Here is an 18,733-nt window from a genome sequence, read left to right as displayed (position 1 = left end):
TTGGCAAACGAAAAAATTATATTAGGGATTGATCCTGGAACTACTATTATGGGGTTCGGACTTATAAAAGTGGTCAATAAAAAAATGGAGTTTTTACAAATGAATGAGTTGTTATTGCAAAAATATGACGACCATTATGTGAAATTGAAGCTTATTTTTGAACGTACAATTGAGCTTATTGATACGTATCATCCAGACGAAATTGCTATTGAAGCTCCCTTTTTTGGCAAAAATGTACAATCTATGCTAAAATTGGGTAGAGCACAAGGGGTTGCAATGGCGGCAGGTTTGTCTCGTGAAATTCCGATTACTGAGTATTTGCCAAAAAAAATTAAAATGGCCATAACAGGTAACGGTAACGCAAGTAAAGAGCAGGTTGCTAAAATGTTGCAAAGTATGTTAGGTTTAAAAACTTTGCCTAAAAATTTAGATAGTACTGATGGTCTTGCTGCTGCAGTATGTCATTTTTATAATGCAGGAAGAATAGAAGCTGTTGGTAAAAGTTATACAGGTTGGGATGCTTTTGTAAAACAAAATTCCAATAAAGTAACTAAAAGAAAAACACCTGCTACAAACCTAAATAAGAAGAAACTTTAGTTTATGGAAAATAAGTTGAGTTCTTCTTTCAATAGTGGAGGCGGAATTTATATCCACATACCTTTTTGTAAACAAGCTTGTCATTATTGCGATTTTCATTTTTCAACCAGTATGGGGAAAAAAGAAGAAATGCTATTGGCTATTCAAAAAGAACTAGAACTTCGTAAACTAGAATTTGAAGGTGAAATAGTAGAGACTATTTATTTTGGTGGTGGTACGCCATCAGTTTTAAGAACTAATGAAATTCAAAGTTTAATAAATACTGTTTACAAAAACTTTAATGTTGTAAATAACCCAGAAATTACGCTTGAGGCTAATCCTGATGATTTATCAGAAGAAAATATAATAACACTTTCTAAAAGCCCAATAAACAGACTCAGTATTGGTGTGCAATCTTTTTTTGAAGAAGATTTAAAATTAATGAATAGAGCACATTCAGCAGCAGAAGCGGATGAGACTTTGAAAATAGCTACTCAGTATTTTAATAATATTTCAATTGATTTAATCTACGGGATGCCTAATATGACCAATGAGAGGTGGGTTGCGAATATTGATAAGGCGTTATCATTTAAAATCCCTCATATATCAAGTTACGCGCTTACGGTTGAACCTAAAACAGCATTGGCTAGCTTTATAAAAAAAGGTTTAATTAAACCTTTAGATGATGCTTTGGCTCAAGAACATTTTGATATTTTACTTCAAAAAATGAAAGCTAATAGTTTTGTAGCTTATGAGACTTCAAACTTTGGTAAAGAAGGTTTTTTCTCTAAAAACAATACTGCATACTGGTTAGGTAAAAAATATATAGGTGTTGGACCATCAGCACATTCGTACGATGGTATTCGTAGAGGTTGGAATGTAAATAATAACCCTAAATATATTAAAGCAATTTTATCTAATGAATTGCCAATGGAAACAGAGACGCTTTCTAAAACCGATGTGTATAATGAGTATGTGATGACGGGTTTGCGAACTATTTGGGGTGTTTCTTTAGAAAGAATTGAAGATGAATTTGGTATTAGATTTTATGATTATTTACTGCAACAAGCTAAAAATCATATAGAATCAGAACTTTTGAAGGTGGAAAATAAAACATTGTTAACCACTAAAAAAGGAAAATTTTTAGCAGATGGTATTGCTTCAGATTTATTTATGATTAACTTGTCGTAAACAAGTAATCATTACGTGAAATCAACAATTACACACAAAAAACAGCAGTATACTATTGATTTGTCTAAACCTTTAGATATTTCAATACCAATAAAAGGCACTACATCAAATGTAAATGCATGGTATATTTCAGAACCTAAAATAGCACCACATACTGAAGGTGATTTTATAGGTAAAGTAACTGAAGGGGCTTCAACAAATTTTAATGATATTTGGTTTAATCCTCATGCGCACGGTACACACACGGAGTGTGTTGGTCATATAACCAAAGAGTTTTATTCTATAAATAAGAATTTAAAAAAGTTTTTCTTTCTAGCTAAAGTAATTACGGTTGCTCCAGAAAAATTGAATGATGACTTTATCATTTCAAAAGCACAATTAGAATACGCCTTGGGTGATGCTTCACCAGAAGCTTTGGTGATTAGAACTTTGCCAAATACAAGAGGCAAGTTATCAAGACAGTATTCAAATACAAATCCGCCATACTTGGTAGAAGAAGCTACTGAGTTTTTAGTAACAAAAGGTATAAAGCATTTATTAATTGATTTGCCTTCGGTAGATAAAGAAAAAGATGCAGGTGTTTTAGTGTCACACAATGCTTTTTGGAACACGAAAGGTAAAGTAAGAATGGATGCTACAATTACAGAGTTTATCTTTGTGAAAAATACAATTAAAGACGGTCACTATATGCTGAATTTACAAGTCGCCCCTTTTGAGAATGACGCCAGCCCAAGTAGACCAATATTATATAAAATTGAAGCATAGTGGATAATATATTTGATACTTTTTTAGGGTTAATTTTAGGAGCAATAGCTACATATTGGGGTTATTCTTATTTTAGAAAAAAGAAGAATAAAGAACTAACACAAGTGCAATCGCATGTTTTATTAGAAAAAATAAAGAGTGTGTGTAAGCTAATTTCTGTTGAAGGTGATTTTGCTGAAATTTACAGGTATGAGAACACCAAAGAGCATTTTTTGAGTCTAATATCAAGTAAAAAGAAAGCATTAATTGTAATTAATGCAAAAGCACAAATTGGTTACGATTTAAAGAAATTGATTTTAAATGCAAATACCGATAGCAAAAAGATAGTGCTCTCAAGTTTTCCGCAACCTGAAATATTATCTATTGAGCCAGAACTTGATTTTTATGATATTAAAAATGGTATGTTTAATTCATTTACACCTGATGATTTAACTGTGCTAAATAAAGAAGCAAAAGAACATATTTTAGAGAAAATTCCAGAAAGCGGATTAATGGAAACGGCTAGAAGCGAAGCCTTAGAAGCTATTTTGTTAATAGAATCTATAGTTGAGACTATTGGTTGGAAATTAGATTATACAGCTTTAAAAATAGAAAATAAAGAAGATATAATTGACCGCAAAAATAAACTACAACGGTTTTTAGAAAAGTGATTTTTTGAATGAATATAGAAGAACTTAGAGCATATTGTATTGCTAAAAAAGGAATCTCGGAAGAGTTTCCTTTTGATGAAACCACCCTGGTTTTTAAAGTAATGGGTAAAATGTTTGCTTTAATTTCATTAACACGCCTACCTACACAAGTAAATTTAAAATGTGATCCTGAACGGGCGATTGAACTTCGTGAAATTTATGATGGGGTTATTCTGCCAGGTTATCATATGAGTAAAGTTCATTGGAATACCGTTTTAATTGAAAATATTTCTCCTACAGTTCTTACAGAATTAATTGACCACTCTTACGATTTAGTTGTATCGAAACTTACTAAAAAAAACCAAAATTTATTAGGTGAGTTTTAGTTATGTCTATGAATAATTTCTATTCGTCGACACTTTTTTTATGTTTTGACGAAAAAAAACCAATAATTCTTAATGAAATGTTAATTTTACTTTGTAGTTTTAATGAAGGTGTTAATACAAAACTTAAAAACTTGTCTATAATAGGTTCAATCCCCCCCGAACTTAGGACATGTCAAAAGGCTGGCTTTTAGCTGGTCTTTTTGTTTTTAAATTATATAAAAGACTTATTTAGTTTCTAGTATCTTTACAATTCATTTACTAGAAAATTTTAATGCAAGAATTAGCATCTTTTTACAACAAAAAAATAGGCACTTACCAAGAACAATTATCAAAAATTAAAAAAGAACTATTTGTTTCAAGTATGGTAAGGTTAACCATATTTATATTAGCAGTAATAGGTATTTATTTTTACTATAATACTATTAATGTTGTTATAGGAATATTAATAGTTTCAATAGCTCTTTTTTTATTTTTAGTATCGAGGCATACTGATATTCTTTATAAAAAAAACAAGGTGCTTTCGCTTATAAAAATTAATGAAACTGAGCTTAAAGCATTGAAACGTGATTTTTATGATTTGCCAACAGGTAAAGAATACAAAAACCCACTGCATCACTTTAGTCAAGATATTGATTTGTTCGGCAAAGGTTCCTTTTACCAGTATTGTAATAGAACTGTTTTGCCTCAAGGAAGTGAAACCTTAGCAGGTTTGTTTACCGAGAATTCTATTAATGATATTGAAATAAAGCAAGAGGGTATTAAAGAACTTGCTCAGTTGCCCGATTGGCGACAAGAGTTTTCTGCGGTAGCATCATTAGTAGAAACTGAAACCCCTTATAACACAATTCTAAATTGGTTAGCTAATTACAAAAGGTTTTTGTCTAAACCCATGAAAATAGCACCTTTTATATTTGGTAGTATTTCAATATTGGCTTTTATAGGTTTTTTTATAGTACCATTATCAATATTTGCATTGCTAATTGTGCTTGTTGTTGGTTTATTAATTACAGGTTTTTTTGTAAAAAACATTACCAAACTATCAGCTGATACGGGTCGGATACAAACAACATTTCATCAGTATCAAAAATTAATTTTAGAAATTGAGAATATTGAATTTAATTCAGAATTATTAAAAAAGAAAAGAGATGCTGTATTGACTAATGGCGTAAAAACTTCAAAAATACTTCATGAATTTTCTAGAATATTAGGAGCTTTAGATCAGCGTAATAATATATTATTTGGCATTTTTGCAAACGGCTTTTTCTTGTGGGACATATACCAATCGTATAAAATTGAAGAATGGATATCTAAACATGGTGACCAAGTACAACATTGGTTTGAGACTATCGCTTTTTTTGACGCGTATAATAGTTTAGGAAACTACAGTTACAACCATCCAAATTATGTTTTTCCTAAACTTACGAGTAATAATACGGTTTTAAACTCAAAAGGAGCAGGGCATCCGTTGTTGAAACCTGAAAAGAGTGTGCTGAATGATATTCATATTGATAGTGAACAGTTTTTTATTATCACAGGCGCAAACATGGCAGGTAAAAGTACCTTTTTGCGTACCATTTCATTACAAATTGTTATGGCAAATGTTGGTTTGCCAGTTTGTGCTAAAGATGTTGAATATTCGCCAATTAAATTAATTACAAGTATGCGAACTACAGATTCATTGACAGATGATGAATCGTATTTTTTCTCTGAATTAAAAAGACTTCGTTTTATTGTAGATGAAATTAAAATTGACCGTTATTTTATTGTTTTAGATGAAATATTAAAAGGGACCAATAGTACTGATAAAGCCACCGGATCTCGAAAATTTGTTGAGAAATTAATAGGTTCAAAAGCAACCGGAATTATTGCTACGCATGACTTAAGTCTGTGTGAAGCTTCAAACGATTTATCGCAGGTCGAAAATCATTATTTTGATGCAGAAATTATAGATAATGAATTGCATTTTGATTATAAATTTAAAGATGGTATTTGCCAGAATATGAATGCATCATTTTTACTTAAAAAAATGCAAATAGTTGATTAGTTAAAATGGATTCATTAACTCAAATAGTATTAGGAGCTGCGGTAGGTGAAGTAGTATTAGGGAAAAAAGTAGGTAATAAAGCCATGCTTTTTGGAGCCATTGCAGGTACAATTCCTGATTTAGATGTGTTTACTAAATATTTTACTGACGATCCTGTTTCTGCAATAGAAATGCATCGTGGTTTTAGTCATTCTATTTTATTTTCGGTACTATTTGCGCCAATATTTGGTTGGTTAATTTACAAACTACTTCCAAAAGCAGGTGCAAATTGGAAAGAATGGTCTTGTTTGATGTTTTGGGGGCTTTTTACGCACCCAATACTAGATTCATTTACAACTTGGGGTACGCAATTGTTCTGGCCTTTTAAAATGCGTTTAGCTTTTATGAATATTTTTGTGATTGATCCGCTATATACCATTCCATTTATGGTGTTTTTAATATTGGCGATGTGCCAAAAGAGAACTTCAAAAAAACGTAAAAAATACAATCGGTTAGGTTTAATTGTGAGTACAAGCTATATGGTGTTATCTTTATTTTTAAAGTTTATAACGTATCAAAAATTTACTAATGCATTAGAAGAACAGGGGATTGATTATCTTCAAATAGATACAAGACCAAGTGCTTTTAATACTATTTTATGGACTGCAAATATTGAAACAGAAAATAGTTATTTGATTGCTAATTATTCTTTTTTTGATTCACAACCTATTTATTTTGAAAACTATCCAAAAAATAGAGCTTTGTTAGGCGAGTTATCCGATAATAAAAATATCAAACGTTTAATAGCTATTTGTGAAGGTTGGTATATTATTTCAGAAAAAAATGGAGAACTCTATTTTAATGATTTAAGATTTGGTTTAATGAGTTTTGATAAAACAGAAAGTAGGTTTGCCTTTAGCTACTTACTAAAACAAAACGGATCAACATTAGAAATAGAAGAAACACCCAAAGATTCCAAAGATGCTAAAAAATTATTGGCGGGGCTCTGGAACCGTATTTGGGGTAACTAGCTTAGTTTTAAATTTAAAGATTTTTAATTTGAATGTCTTGAAATGCATCAGCTTGAAGTTTTAAAAGTGCTATTGCTTTTTTCTTCTTATAGGTATATATTTCGTCCTCTGAAGCAATTTCATTATAAATTTTTGAGTTTAAAATCTCATCAGTGTCTACCAATAATTGTCTTTGTTTTACTTTTTGTGAAGCCCATGATTTTACAATACTTTCGGCTTCTTCTAATTTTATATCATAAATACCTTTCGGAGCAAGTAATTTTGCAATAATTGGTGAGGTTTCAATAGCTAAGAATAATAAAAAAATAAAGAAAGATGGTAACCAAGGTAATTTGTTTAAAGCGGTAATTCTAGCCATTAATCCATCAAAAGCTTCAATAATTGGCTGTGATTGTACTACAGATTTATCATAAAGCTTATTTAGTTCTGTAATTTCGTTTTCAAATAATCTTATTTTTTTTGAGTTTTCTTCTTTCAGTATTTTTAAATCAGCAAGTGCAGTATCATGTTTTTCTCGTTTTTCTTTATAAACAGGGCCTTTGCCTAATAATTTAGTGCCTGCAGTTCCTTCTGCTTCTGAAATATATGTATTATACAAGTTGTTTGTTTCTATTTTTTTAGTAGTTATTTCAGCTTTCAAATTTAGAATGTTGTTTTTTAAGCTTTCTATTTTTGGCTTGTACTGTAGTGCAAGTTGCTCTTTATTGGCTAATGTTAGTTCGTTTTTTTGTTCTAATAAAATTTGATTTACCTCTTTTTCAAAAATTTTGAGTTCTAAAGGTTTTGATATTACGACAGCAATAATAACTGCTAATATTAACCTTGGTGTAGCTTGTAATAATTCAGCTTTAAAATTATCTCTTTTCTTTATAGTAGCAACAATAAACCGATCAAGATTAAAAATTAGAAGTCCCCAAATAAAACCAAAAAAGACAGCTGTGTAACTATTGTCAAAAACAGTGAATAATGCATAACTGCTAGAGATAAAAGCCATAACTGCAGTAAAAAATATAGTGGCGCCAATACCTGCATATTTATTACGCTCACCTTCTGAACATTCATTTAGAATTGAAGAATCTGCACCAGAGCACAGAATAAAGAATTTTTGTAACATGATGATTTGATTTTTGATTGATGATGTATTAAATATACAATATGTATTTAGTACTGCAAAAAGGTGAAACGTTACATGTTTTTAAATATTAAATGGTTGTGTTAAAGTGAATATTAAATTATAATTTTAAGTTTGTACTTATAAAGTTTATGTTATGAGTAGTGTTTTAGAAGAGTTACAAGCCCGAAGTGGTAACACATGTGAATTATGTGCGTCAACAGATGATTTAAAAGTTTATGAAGTACCACCAGTATCGGTTAGTGGTATTGATAGTAGTCTTTTAGCTTGTGGCATTTGTATAGATCAAATAGAAAATCCTGACAATACCGATCCAAACCATTGGCGTTGTTTAAATGATAGTATGTGGAGTGAATTTGATACTGTAAAAGTTGTTGCATGGAGAATGCTATCACGTTTAAAAGGTGAAGGGTGGCCTAAAGATTTATTAGACATGCTGTATTTAGAAGATGATACTTTGAGGTTTGCTAAAGAAACAGGAGAACACTTAACCGAAGCAGATAAAATTATTCATAGAGATGTAAACGGTGTTATTTTAGAAAATGGAGATAACGTAGTTTTGATAAAAGATTTGAAAATTAAAGGCTCGAGCCAAGTAGCAAAACAGGGTACTGCAGTTCGTAGAATATCATTAGATCGTGAAAATGCTGAATTTATTGAAGGTAAAGTTGGCCCAACAATGACAGTGATAGTTACTAAATACGTAAAAAAAATATAGTTGTATTACAGTTACAAAAATAAAATCTGCTTTCTAAAAGCGGATTTTATTTTTTAAAGTATTCGTAGTAATTTTAGTAAAACAGAAAGAGCCGTAACACCTAAAATTAATTTTTGTTAGTATTATTTTCTTGGTTTTTTTGGTCTTTCAGTAGAATAACCTATAAGATCCGGTTTTTCGTTTTGAACATTGTAGCAAAGAGATGCTCTATTTAAACCATATGTATTGCCATTTATAATTTCATTATTAATCTGAAGTTTTCCTGATGTTCTCCATGCTTTTTGCTTTCCATTTCGTTTTCCATTCTTATAATTAAACTCACAAAAAGGAGAGCCATCTCTATACCACCTTTTTTGAACACCTTCTTTAATACCATTATAGTACCAGTAGCTTATTTTTAAGTTGCCATTTTTCCAATAGATATAATGTCGGCCAGTAATTTTGTTGTTTTTATACTGTTTTGTTTGGCATAGTCTACCATTTTCATAATAACTATTGTAAGGACCATGTCGTTTTCCATTATAAACAGAAATATAAACAACCATTTTAACTTTAGGATGGTACTTTTTTAAGATTCCAGAATATTTTTTGTCTTTAAAATAAAAAAGTCCATTCTTAATAGAAAAATTAAGATTAGAATAAGTAATAGTATCGTTTGGAACTCCCGATAGGTCAATAACAGTTTTAACCTTTTGCGCCAGTAATGCTTCACTATTTATCACTTGTTTATCATTTTTATTTATAGCTTGTTTACATGAGCTAATCCCAAATAGTATGATAAAGGCTAAAACAAAATAATAGTGATATTTTAAGAAAAGTGCTTGCATAGTGAATTAGAAAGTTAACTATAACTAGTCTGTAGTTTAAAATAAGTAAAGAAAAAGATAGCTATAATAGTTTTTAAATTATTTGAGCTATCTTTTTATTAAATTTTAACCTCCAGTATAAGGGCCGGGGGTACCGTGGTAAGCACCTTCTTTAATCACATACCAACCAGTATTTAGGTAATTTGTATTACTACAGTGGTAATGATATATTCCATCAGGAAAATCTGCTGTAACATCAGTATGACCTCCGTTTTCATCTAAATCATCAGGATAAGTGCCATCTTCTTCTTGACGCCCATATATTGGATATCCGTCTCTTAAAAAACCAATTAAATTAGAATCATTTACAGTCGGATAACTACTTCCATCGTCATCCGCATAAATACCTAATTGTGCTGCTGTATGGTAATGATAATCTGAATTTGGACCAGGGTGTGCACCTGCCGAATCAAAAGTACTCATGGCAACTACACCAAGTACAGTAGCACCTTCATAATTATTGTAGATTGGAACTCCGTTTAAAGCTAATCCTATTAAACCAAGATCTGTCTCTTCTTTATTTTCGGCTTCTTCAGGATATGTAGGAATTTCCATGCTATAATCAAAAACAATCATTTCCGTATTCATGTTATTTTCATAGGTAATAATTGTATTGCCGTCATCATCGCTACTCATTAACCTACTTAATTCATCATAATCATCATCATAAGCATCAGTATCGTCAATAATGTAGCTCGGAAAAGGCTCGTACAATTCGTGCTCCATATTTTCAATATCCCAATATGGTGTCTTATGATCAGGTAAACCTGTACTAGTTATAGTGATAGTTTCACCATCTACATTAACCGTTACATCATTGTCTGTATAAAATGAACTTTCAACTACCGATGAAATATCTACAGTTGTTTCTTCATCATCTTCTGTTGTACTATCATCAGTATTATCTGAATCACTACAACTAGAGAGATAGAATAGTGGTATTAAAATTAAAAAATACTTTTTCATTGTTTAGCTTTTTATAGATAAGTTGTTTTTGAATTTAAGATTTAAAAAGCTAACTTATTTTACTATTATGTGAGTAAGCCTTATAATTCAGTAAATAATGACTATCTATCAGTTACTATTTTAATGAAAAAGTATTTATGTAGCTTTTAAGCTGTAAATAATTGTTTATTTATTAGTCATTTCAGTAAAGTACTTATAAAAATACGGTATAGTTTCAATTCCTTTTAGGTAATTCCATACTCCAAAATGTTCGTTAGGTGAATGAATAGCATCACTATCTAAGCCAAAGCCCATTAAAATTGTTTTACTATTCAATTCTTTTTCAAAAAGAGAAACAATTGGTATACTACCACCACTACGTTGTGGTATTGGCTTTTTGCCAAAGGTGGTTTCATAAGCTTTTGATGCAGCTTGGTAGCCAAGTGTATTTATTGGTGTTACATAACCTTGGCCACCGTGGTGAGGTTTTACTTCAACAGTTACACCTTTAGGTGCAATACTCTCAAAATGAGTTTTAAATAAATCTGTAATTTCTTGCCAGTCTTGGTTAGGAACTAATCGCATAGAAATTTTAGCATAGGCTTTACTTGCAATTACTGTTTTAGCACCTTCACCTGTATAACCACCCCAAATTCCGTTTACATCAAGTGTTGGTCGAATAGAATTACGTTCATTTGTAGTATAGCCTTCTTCACCATATACAGCATCAATATCTAAAGCTTTTTGATAGTTTTCAAGGTTAAAAGGAGCCTTACCCATTTCATCACGTTCTTCTGTTGATAGTTCTTCTACCTTATCATAAAAACCAGGAATAGTAATATGGTTGTTTTCATCATGTAAACTCGCAATCATTTTTGTAAGTACATTAATTGGATTTGCAACAGCACCTCCATACAAACCAGAATGTAAATCTCTATTAGGGCCTGTAACTTCTACTTCAACATAACTTAAACCACGCAAGCCAGTTGTTATTGAAGGTACATCATTAGCTATCATTCCTGTATCAGATATTAAAATAATATCATTAGCAAGTTTCTCTTTATTATTAGCAACAAAAATACCAAGGTTGTTACTGCCAACTTCTTCTTCACCTTCAATCATGAATTTCACATTACAAGGTAAATTATCAGTTTTTACCATGTATTCTAATGCTTTTACATGCATATACATTTGACCTTTATCGTCACAAGCACCGCGGGCAAAAATTGCACCTTCAGGGTGTAATTCTGTTTTTTTAATAACAGGTTCAAAAGGAGGAGAGGCCCATAAATTAATTGGATCTGCCGGTTGTACATCATAATGACCGTAAACTAATACTGTTGGAAGCTTTTCGTTAATTATTTTTTCACCATAAATAATTGGATAACCATCCGTTTCACAAATTTCAGTAATATCACATCCAGCTTTTTCTAAAGCCTCTTTAACAGCATTTGCTGTTTCTATAACATCTTGTGAATAAGCAGTATCTGCGCTTACTGAAGGCATTTTAAGTAAATCAATTAGCTCGTTTAAAAAACGATCTTTGTGTTCTGAAATATAATTTTTTATAGAATCCATTAAGTCAAATTAATCTTTTATAAAAATACAAAAAAGAAGTTTTTTTAAAGAAGTATTTATAAATTGATTTTTTAATTTATATTTGCACTCCTTTAGCGAAATAAATATTATTTTTCTGAAGGAAAAATTAGGGTTTTATGCAGGCGTGGTGGAATTGGTAGACACGCTAGACTTAGGATCTAGTGCCGCGAGGTGTGAGAGTTCGAGTCTCTCCGCCTGTACAAATAAAAAGCCGAAGATGTAAATCTTCGGCTTTTTTGATTTTAAAAAACATTCCTTTCTAATATTCAAAACAAAGAAAAGCCCCAAACGGGGCTTTTATATATTAATTATGAATGAGATTCTATAAATTTAGAACTTATAGCTGTATCCTAAAGAAATTGCTTGCCCAGGAGTTCTTATCGAGTAGATTTGATCTTCTGCGCCAAAAGATTGGTAAACACTTTCTCTATCATCATTTAAGATGTTTTGGAATCGTAATGAAATTTTTGATCTTTCTTCTTTACCAAATGATTTTCCAAAATTCATTGAAACATTATGAAAAGGTAAAGTATAAACATCAGGCACTGCTCTAATTCCTACAACCTCTAATGTTTTTCCTTGTACGTTATAAAACATTCCGGCAGTAAAACCGTTTGTTTCTCCATTATAGTTGAAACCAACATTAATTAGGTAAGGTGATTGTCCTTGTAATTCACGTGTGTCTTCAATAGTTTCACCATCACGAGCTGCTGATACTCTAGAGTTGTATTCAGTTTCACTCATATCTACGCTAGATTCTATAATTGAAACATTTAAGTTTAAGCTTATTTCTCTTAAACCTGCATCTATAAACTCAAGTCCTTGCCTTAATTCTACCTCTGCACCAAACACATTTGCTGAAGATACATTTTGAGGTTGAAAGTTGTTAGGTGCTGCTTCAAATGCTACAATTTCAATAGGATCTTTAAAAGCTTTATAAAAACCACTTAATGCGAAAAATTGCGAGCTAGATCCGTAACGTTCAAATCTAAAATCATAGTTGCTTATGTATGTAGGTTCAATATCAATATTACCAATAAAAACAGTACTGTTTAATGGGTTTGCTATTTCGGCAATAGAAGCTTCTTTAAATGAAGGTCTAGCTGTTGTTCTACCATAAGAAGCTCTTATTTTAGTGTTACCTTCTTCATTTAAGTCATAAATAACATTTGCAGTTGGAAAAATGTCTGAAACATCAATTATTTTTTCATTATCATAAACAATGCTACCAGAGTTATTTTGCCCAGTATAGTGTAAGTCAAACTTTTCAAATCGGACACCTAATGTACTTTTAAACCTATCACTTAACTGAAATTCTTCTGATACATACGCTGATGATACTGATGAATTAGCATCAAAAGTATTTACAGGCTCATAGTTTCCTGAAACATAAGTTCCTTCATCCGTATCTGTAGTCCAAATATTTTCTTCAAGTAATAAGTTATTTGGGTCACCATTAATAGCAACTGCTGGTGTACCTCTAACTTCAACTAGATATTGATCAATTCCGTAATCACGTTGTTTGTACGTATGACCACCACCGAATAATAACTTAGCATTATTACCAAATAACTCGTGTTTTTTAGTTAAATCTATTTTTCCAGATAAATTAGTTTCAGTTAACTCTCTCCATATTCTTGTAGGAGCACCAAGCGTGTTTGCATCTAAAATTAAATTTCCAAGGCTGTTATATACAAAAGAAGTTACTCTTATATCTTTATCTTTAATAACAGAATAAGTTGGAGATAATTTCCAATCAAAAGTCCAAGAAGCATCTTCATTAGTATGTGTACCGGCTAATAAAGCATTAGATATTGATCTTTGTGTATATTCAATATTATCTCTAACACCAGTAACAGTATTATCAATTAAGGTTTCAACATTAAAAAAGGCATTGGTAGATTCACCATTTTGAATATGCAATAAATTTAATCTGAATTTAGATTTTTTAGTTTTTAAAGCGATACCACCTAATGCACTTGTTAAAACATTATCTACAGAAATATCTCCTTGTTGTAAACGGTCAGCCACCAATTCAAAATCGCTTGAATCAGTAGATTCTTTCTGCCAATAATTATTTTCTGCATCTTCAAAAAATTCTGAAGTATAGCGGTAATTTAATGCCAATTGAAAACCTAATTTAGATGTTTCACCTACATTGTATTGATTACCAAAAGCTAATCCCATATTATAATTCATGAAATTTTGCTTTTTTTCAACACCCATTTGTGGGGTTAAGCTACGAGTAAGTGTTGTTAACTCACTATCACCTGAGACTGGATTTGGGATTGATTGTGAACGTGAGAAAGGTAAATCTCTATCGCCATTATCAAAACCAAGAAAATCAGTTGAACTTTTATCTGAAGATAAATAGTCTTTGTTAAAATGCATTGATGAATTATAGGTTAAACCTACCGTTACACCTAGCTCTTTTCTTACTGGAATATCTTTAGTTACAATATCAACAAACCCTCCTGTAAAATCAGCTGAAGATTCAGCAGTAAAAGATTTTACAACTTGGATATTATCTAGAATTGTTGTTGGGAATAAGTCTAATTGTAATGTATTTCTATCTGGATCTAATCCAGGAACATCCATCCCGTTTAAGGTTGTCTTTGTGTATCGATCACCCAAACCACGAACATAAACGTACTTTCCACCTTGAACAGAAACTCCAGGAACTGATTTTACAGCTGATGCTATATTATTTGCTCCTGTACGTTTGATGCTTTGTAAAGAAAGTCCGTCTAATAATTTCACAGATGCTTTTTGCATTTGTAGAACAGAAGCTTCAGAGTTTTTTTTAACTGTTGTTGTAACAACAACTTCATCTAAGGCATTTGCAGCAGGATCAAGTGTTATATCTACAATTGAAAATTTGTTTGCTGTAACTGCTACTCCTGTAACTTCTTTAGATTCATAACCTAAGTAAGAAAATATTAAAGTATAAGTACCTGGTTCTAATTCAATAGAATATTTACCATCAAAATCTGATGTTGTTCCTTTTGTACTTCCTTTTACGAAAATGTTAGCAAATGGTAAAACATCATTTGCTTCACTGTCAAAAAGTGTCCCAGACACGCCACTTTGGGCGAATATAATTGATGAAAATAATAATGAAAGTACTAGTAATGTATTTTTGATTGTCATTATCTTATGTTTAGATGTAAAGGCTCGTTCGAAATTTATTTCAAACGAGCCTTAATTTTATAAAACAGACTTATTAAGTTTGTTGGGTTTATTAATTAAAATCCAAGTCCACCTTGAGTGTTAGCATAAGTCCAAGCAAAAACTGAAGTATCAGCTCCTACTGTTGCAGCACCAGCTTCAATAGCAGTTGCAAAACCAGTAGAATCATCAACAAATGTTGTTGTAACTTCTTCTAATCCTGTAGTAGCGAATATTTCAGTTACTTCAGTTATATCACTTGGAAGAACAATTTCCCAGCTAGAAAGAGTTAACTCTTCGTTGTTATAATTAGTAGCTGAATCATCACCATTTAAACGTACAGTTGAAGAACTTGGGAAACCAGTAACATAAACATTGTTTAAGTTAGCAAGTAAGCCACTTCTAAAATCAGCCATACGACGATTGTTTGCTGATTCATCATCATCATTATTTCCAATTAAAGTAATACCATCTAAAGTGAAAGTTCCTTCTAATGTACCTTCTGGTCCGTCTAATTCTAAAGCAGAATCAGAATTTACACCTTGAGCAACAACAGAATTAGAAATTGTACCTGTGTAAGCTTGATCTAAATCAATACCATCATCATGACCAAGATATACTAATATGTTACTAACGTTAACAGCACCACCAAAAATTTCAATACCATCATCATCATTAGAAACAATTTCAATGTTAGAAACTGAAGTTGCAGAACCAACACCACCTAATGTAAGACCGTTAATTTCGTTATCAGTACCTAAATCAGCACCACCATGACGAATAGAAATATAAGATAAAGTACCTGAGTTATCAGCTGAATCATCTCCACCGTAAAGACCATAAGTATCACTAGCAGAAATACCTTCAATTTGTTGTTCAGTAGCATCACCTTCTAAAGAAACAGGAGCGTTACCTAATACTATTAAACCACCCCAAAGACCAGCTTCGTCAGTGCTTAAAGTTCCAATGTAGTCACCAATAGTAACATCATCTAAAATAGAAGTAAAAATAATTGGATCATCTTCAGTTCCCACCGCATAAATACTAGCGTCTCTTTGTACAATTAAAGCAGAAGCTAAAGAACCTGTACCTTCTTCACCTTTGATGATTGTACCTGGCTCAATAGTTAAAGTAACACCTTCACCAACAATAACTTTACCATCTAATACATAAATAGTATCTGCAGACCATGTTGTGTCTTCAGTAATTTCACCTGTTAATGTTACTGTAGTTTCATCAACTACTTCTTCCTCCTCTTCTTCAGTGGTTGAATTATCATCATCACTACTACATGCCACAAATAAAATAAGTGTGAATGCAGTAAAAATAAATTTTAAATTTTCTAGAATTTTCATAATTAAATATTTAGTAAATGTTTTGCTGCAAATAAACATGATTTTAGATTTTACTTTTGCAAAGAACCATTTATGTTTGGTTTAACTGTTTATTATATTAATGTTTACAATTTTTAATTTTGTTACCTAGTTGTTACTAAAATCTAAATAAAAGAAATATTTCTTAACAAATATTTATTGTAAATTTGCTAAAATATCAAATGTGATTCATTTTTTTAAATGTTGAAATACTAATGTTTATAGGGTCTAAAGAGTAGTATTATTTTTTTAATTTTACTTTTTGATATATTAATTTTTAAGTGTGTGATTTATGTTAATTAAACGTTATGTCCTACTGTCTTGATTCAATTAATTTCTGGTTTACAATAAGTGTCCTATTGAAAATATTTCATTTTAAAAGCAGGAATTAATAACGAAAATGCACTAATGAATTTATGTTTTTTACTCGTTTTTACCTTACGCTTATTTAAAATTATAGAACTTGAAACAATCAAAAAATAAAATATTACTTGTTGATGACGACGAAGATATTCTTGAGATATTAGAGTATAATTTAGTTAAAGAAGGTTTTAATGTTCACATTGCTAAAAACGGAAAACTAGCAATAGAGGAAGCTAAAAGTATTATGCCAGATTTAATTGTTCTTGATGTTATGATGCCAGGTATTGATGGCGTTGAAACTTGTGAGCAACTAAGAAGTATATATAACTTAAGAAATACATTAATTGTCTTTTTTAGTGCACGTAACGAAATGTATACTCAATTGGCTGGTTTTGATGCAGGTGCTGATGATTATATAACAAAACCTATTAAGCCAAAATTAATAGTGGCAAAAATTAAAGCATTATTGCGCAGGCAATCTATTGAAAATTTTGAAGAAGTAAGTTTTGATATTAATGGACTTACTATAAATAGGGATGAATATTCTGTAATTGCTGAAGGAACTAAAATTATTTTGCCTAAAAAAGAATTTGAACTTTTAGCATTATTAGCATCAAGTCCTAATAAAATATTTAAAAGAAAAGAGATTTTAAATAAGGTTTGGAAAGATAATGAGGTCAGTTCAAGAACAGTTGATGTTCATATTACAAAGCTTAGAAAAAAAATAGGAGAGAGTCATTTAAAAACAATGACAGGAGTAGGTTATAAATTTGAGACAGTTTAAAGTACTATAAAAACTTGTACTTTAAACTGTCTTATTTTTTATAATTAGTAACTGGCTACATAGGCCCCGTGTAAACAATCGATAAAATTGTTATTTCCTGCAGAATCTATATGATAATGGTATCCACGGACATCATCTGAATGACCACGACAGTCATCAAGGTCACTAGGTTCGTTCCCATCTGCATCAGTCAGTTCGTAAATTGCGTATCCATCCATGGCATAACCTATTAATGCAGCATGATCATCAGTTTGCGTAATTGTAGTGCTATAACCAGTTGCTGCATGGTAGTGGTATCCTTGGTGAACATTAATGTGACCACCTGCATCATCAAAAGGGGCAAGTGTATAAGCGCCTAAAATGTCACTTACTGGTGCGGGTGCGGAATATTCAATACCATTAAGCGCAATTCCTCTCGTTGAAGGACCAGCTTCTACTCCTGGACCACCTGTAGCTAAAAAATTATATGTACTTGTTTGGTATTCTGGAGTTATAGGTATTATCCATGTTTGTTCAAGATCAGAAATATAAGAAGGTAGACACTCTACACAATAGTTTTTATATTCTTCACCAACATCAGGGTTAGCTGCCGCTATACAGTCTTCTTCTGTTTCTGTAATATAAACGTCTCCGTTATCATCATACATTAACCAAGTGTCGTCATTATAAAAGGTTGATAAATTTTCAACAAATGCACCATCAACATCGTATACGTTGCCATCATCCAACCAAATTCCACCAGCTTCAGCATCGTCTTCAATATTATCAGGACACCAAGGGCCCATATCATGATCTTCAGGTGTACTAGTTGTTACAATTTGGTAACAATCTGTTTCCGTTCCATCAGATAGAGTGCAGGGTATTGTTGAAATTGAAAGCGATGAGGTGAAGTAATCAGAATTTACATCAATAGAAGTTGAAGTTGTTACGTCATCTTCAGTTGAAGTTTCATCGGTATTCTCACTGTCACTACTACAAGAATAATTTATAGTTGTAAAGGTTATTACTAAACTAAAAATTTTGATTCTCTTAATAATTGTTAAGCTCGTATTCATAATTAGGGATTTTTAAATAAAATTCATATCAAATATGAGTTAAATTATGTTATAATATATACAAATTCAGTCAATTAGGCTTAATTATAAGTGAAATATGTTAGCTGTTTATGTTAATTAACAAAATTC

The 18,733-nt window shown here is 31.1% G+C and carries 16 protein-coding genes and 1 tRNA gene; 10 read left to right on the top strand and 7 right to left on the bottom strand.

Annotation, left to right across the window (positions count from 1 at the left end):
• The 7 genes from ruvC to KO500_RS02270 all read left to right on the top strand — a co-directional run bounded on the left by ruvC (position 1) and on the right by KO500_RS02270 (position 6,601).
• Positions 1-597, top strand: coding sequence for a crossover junction endodeoxyribonuclease RuvC (gene ruvC, locus KO500_RS02300; protein WP_215954879.1), 597 nt, complete (start codon positions 1-3; stop codon positions 595-597).
• A gap of 3 nt (positions 598-600) precedes the next feature.
• A complete protein-coding gene (gene hemW / locus KO500_RS02295; RefSeq protein WP_215954878.1) occupies positions 601-1,767 on the top strand; it encodes a radical SAM family heme chaperone HemW in 1,167 nt (388 codons plus the stop codon).
• A gap of 15 nt (positions 1,768-1,782) precedes the next feature.
• Positions 1,783-2,532 (top strand): cyclase family protein, encoded by a 750-nt coding sequence (locus KO500_RS02290; protein ID WP_215954877.1) that lies wholly within the window; start codon positions 1,783-1,785, stop codon positions 2,530-2,532.
• Positions 2,532-3,182 (top strand): DUF4230 domain-containing protein, encoded by a 651-nt coding sequence (locus tag KO500_RS02285; protein ID WP_215954876.1) that lies wholly within the window; start codon positions 2,532-2,534, stop codon positions 3,180-3,182. Before KO500_RS02290 ends, KO500_RS02285 begins: the two co-directional genes overlap by 1 nt.
• Positions 3,183-3,190: 8 nt before the next feature.
• Positions 3,191-3,547: an MmcQ/YjbR family DNA-binding protein gene (locus KO500_RS02280; RefSeq protein WP_215954875.1), complete on the top strand. Its 357-nt coding sequence runs from the start codon at positions 3,191-3,193 to the stop codon at positions 3,545-3,547.
• 271 nt (positions 3,548-3,818) lie between these two features.
• Positions 3,819-5,591, top strand: a complete 1,773-nt coding sequence (locus tag KO500_RS02275; RefSeq protein WP_215954874.1) for a MutS-related protein — start codon at positions 3,819-3,821, stop codon at positions 5,589-5,591.
• Between the two features lie 5 nt (positions 5,592-5,596).
• Positions 5,597-6,601: a metal-dependent hydrolase gene (locus tag KO500_RS02270; protein ID WP_215954873.1), complete on the top strand. Its 1,005-nt coding sequence runs from the start codon at positions 5,597-5,599 to the stop codon at positions 6,599-6,601.
• 13 nt (positions 6,602-6,614) lie between these two features.
• Here KO500_RS02270 and KO500_RS02265 read toward each other — a convergent pair whose 3' ends face one another.
• Positions 6,615-7,715: a DUF4407 domain-containing protein gene (locus tag KO500_RS02265; protein WP_215954872.1), complete on the bottom strand. Its 1,101-nt coding sequence runs from the start codon at positions 7,713-7,715 to the stop codon at positions 6,615-6,617.
• 154 nt (positions 7,716-7,869) lie between these two features.
• On the opposite strand from KO500_RS02265, the gene KO500_RS02260 reads away from it, so the two are divergent.
• Positions 7,870-8,451, top strand: a complete 582-nt coding sequence (locus KO500_RS02260) for a PhnA domain-containing protein (RefSeq protein WP_215954871.1) — start codon at positions 7,870-7,872, stop codon at positions 8,449-8,451.
• A gap of 122 nt (positions 8,452-8,573) precedes the next feature.
• Here the strand turns inward: KO500_RS02260 and KO500_RS02255 are convergent, their stop codons facing one another.
• The 3 genes from KO500_RS02255 to KO500_RS02245 form a co-directional block, all read right to left on the bottom strand.
• A complete protein-coding gene (locus tag KO500_RS02255) occupies positions 8,574-9,278 on the bottom strand; it encodes a toxin-antitoxin system YwqK family antitoxin (protein WP_215954870.1) in 705 nt (234 codons plus the stop codon).
• A 105-nt stretch (positions 9,279-9,383) separates the two neighbouring features.
• Positions 9,384-10,283, bottom strand: a complete 900-nt coding sequence (locus KO500_RS02250) for a YHYH protein (RefSeq protein ID WP_215954869.1) — start codon at positions 10,281-10,283, stop codon at positions 9,384-9,386.
• Between the two features lie 165 nt (positions 10,284-10,448).
• Positions 10,449-11,840, bottom strand: coding sequence for a dipeptidase (locus KO500_RS02245; protein WP_215954868.1), 1,392 nt, complete (start codon positions 11,838-11,840; stop codon positions 10,449-10,451).
• A gap of 139 nt (positions 11,841-11,979) precedes the next feature.
• Between KO500_RS02245 and KO500_RS02240 the strand changes: the two genes are divergently transcribed.
• Positions 11,980-12,061, top strand: a tRNA-Leu gene (locus KO500_RS02240).
• A gap of 130 nt (positions 12,062-12,191) precedes the next feature.
• Here KO500_RS02240 and KO500_RS02235 read toward each other — a convergent pair.
• Both KO500_RS02235 and KO500_RS02230 read right to left on the bottom strand, forming a co-directional pair.
• Positions 12,192-15,011, bottom strand: coding sequence for a TonB-dependent receptor (locus KO500_RS02235; RefSeq protein ID WP_215954867.1), 2,820 nt, complete (start codon positions 15,009-15,011; stop codon positions 12,192-12,194).
• A 95-nt stretch (positions 15,012-15,106) separates the two neighbouring features.
• Positions 15,107-16,384 (bottom strand): hypothetical protein, encoded by a 1,278-nt coding sequence (locus KO500_RS02230; RefSeq protein WP_215954866.1) that lies wholly within the window; start codon positions 16,382-16,384, stop codon positions 15,107-15,109.
• A gap of 481 nt (positions 16,385-16,865) precedes the next feature.
• On the opposite strand from KO500_RS02230, the gene KO500_RS02225 reads away from it, so the two are divergent.
• A complete protein-coding gene (locus tag KO500_RS02225; RefSeq protein WP_215954865.1) occupies positions 16,866-17,549 on the top strand; it encodes a response regulator transcription factor in 684 nt (227 codons plus the stop codon).
• Between the two features lie 44 nt (positions 17,550-17,593).
• On the opposite strand, the gene KO500_RS02220 is transcribed toward KO500_RS02225, so the two are convergent.
• Positions 17,594-18,604, bottom strand: coding sequence for a YHYH protein (locus KO500_RS02220; protein WP_215954864.1), 1,011 nt, complete (start codon positions 18,602-18,604; stop codon positions 17,594-17,596).
• Between the last annotated feature and the right edge of the window lie 129 nt (positions 18,605-18,733).

This window comes from Cellulophaga baltica, assembly GCF_018861125.1.
GTDB lineage: Bacteria > Bacteroidota > Bacteroidia > Flavobacteriales > Flavobacteriaceae > Cellulophaga > Cellulophaga baltica_A.
This window is presented reverse-complemented; position numbering and strand designations above follow the sequence as displayed.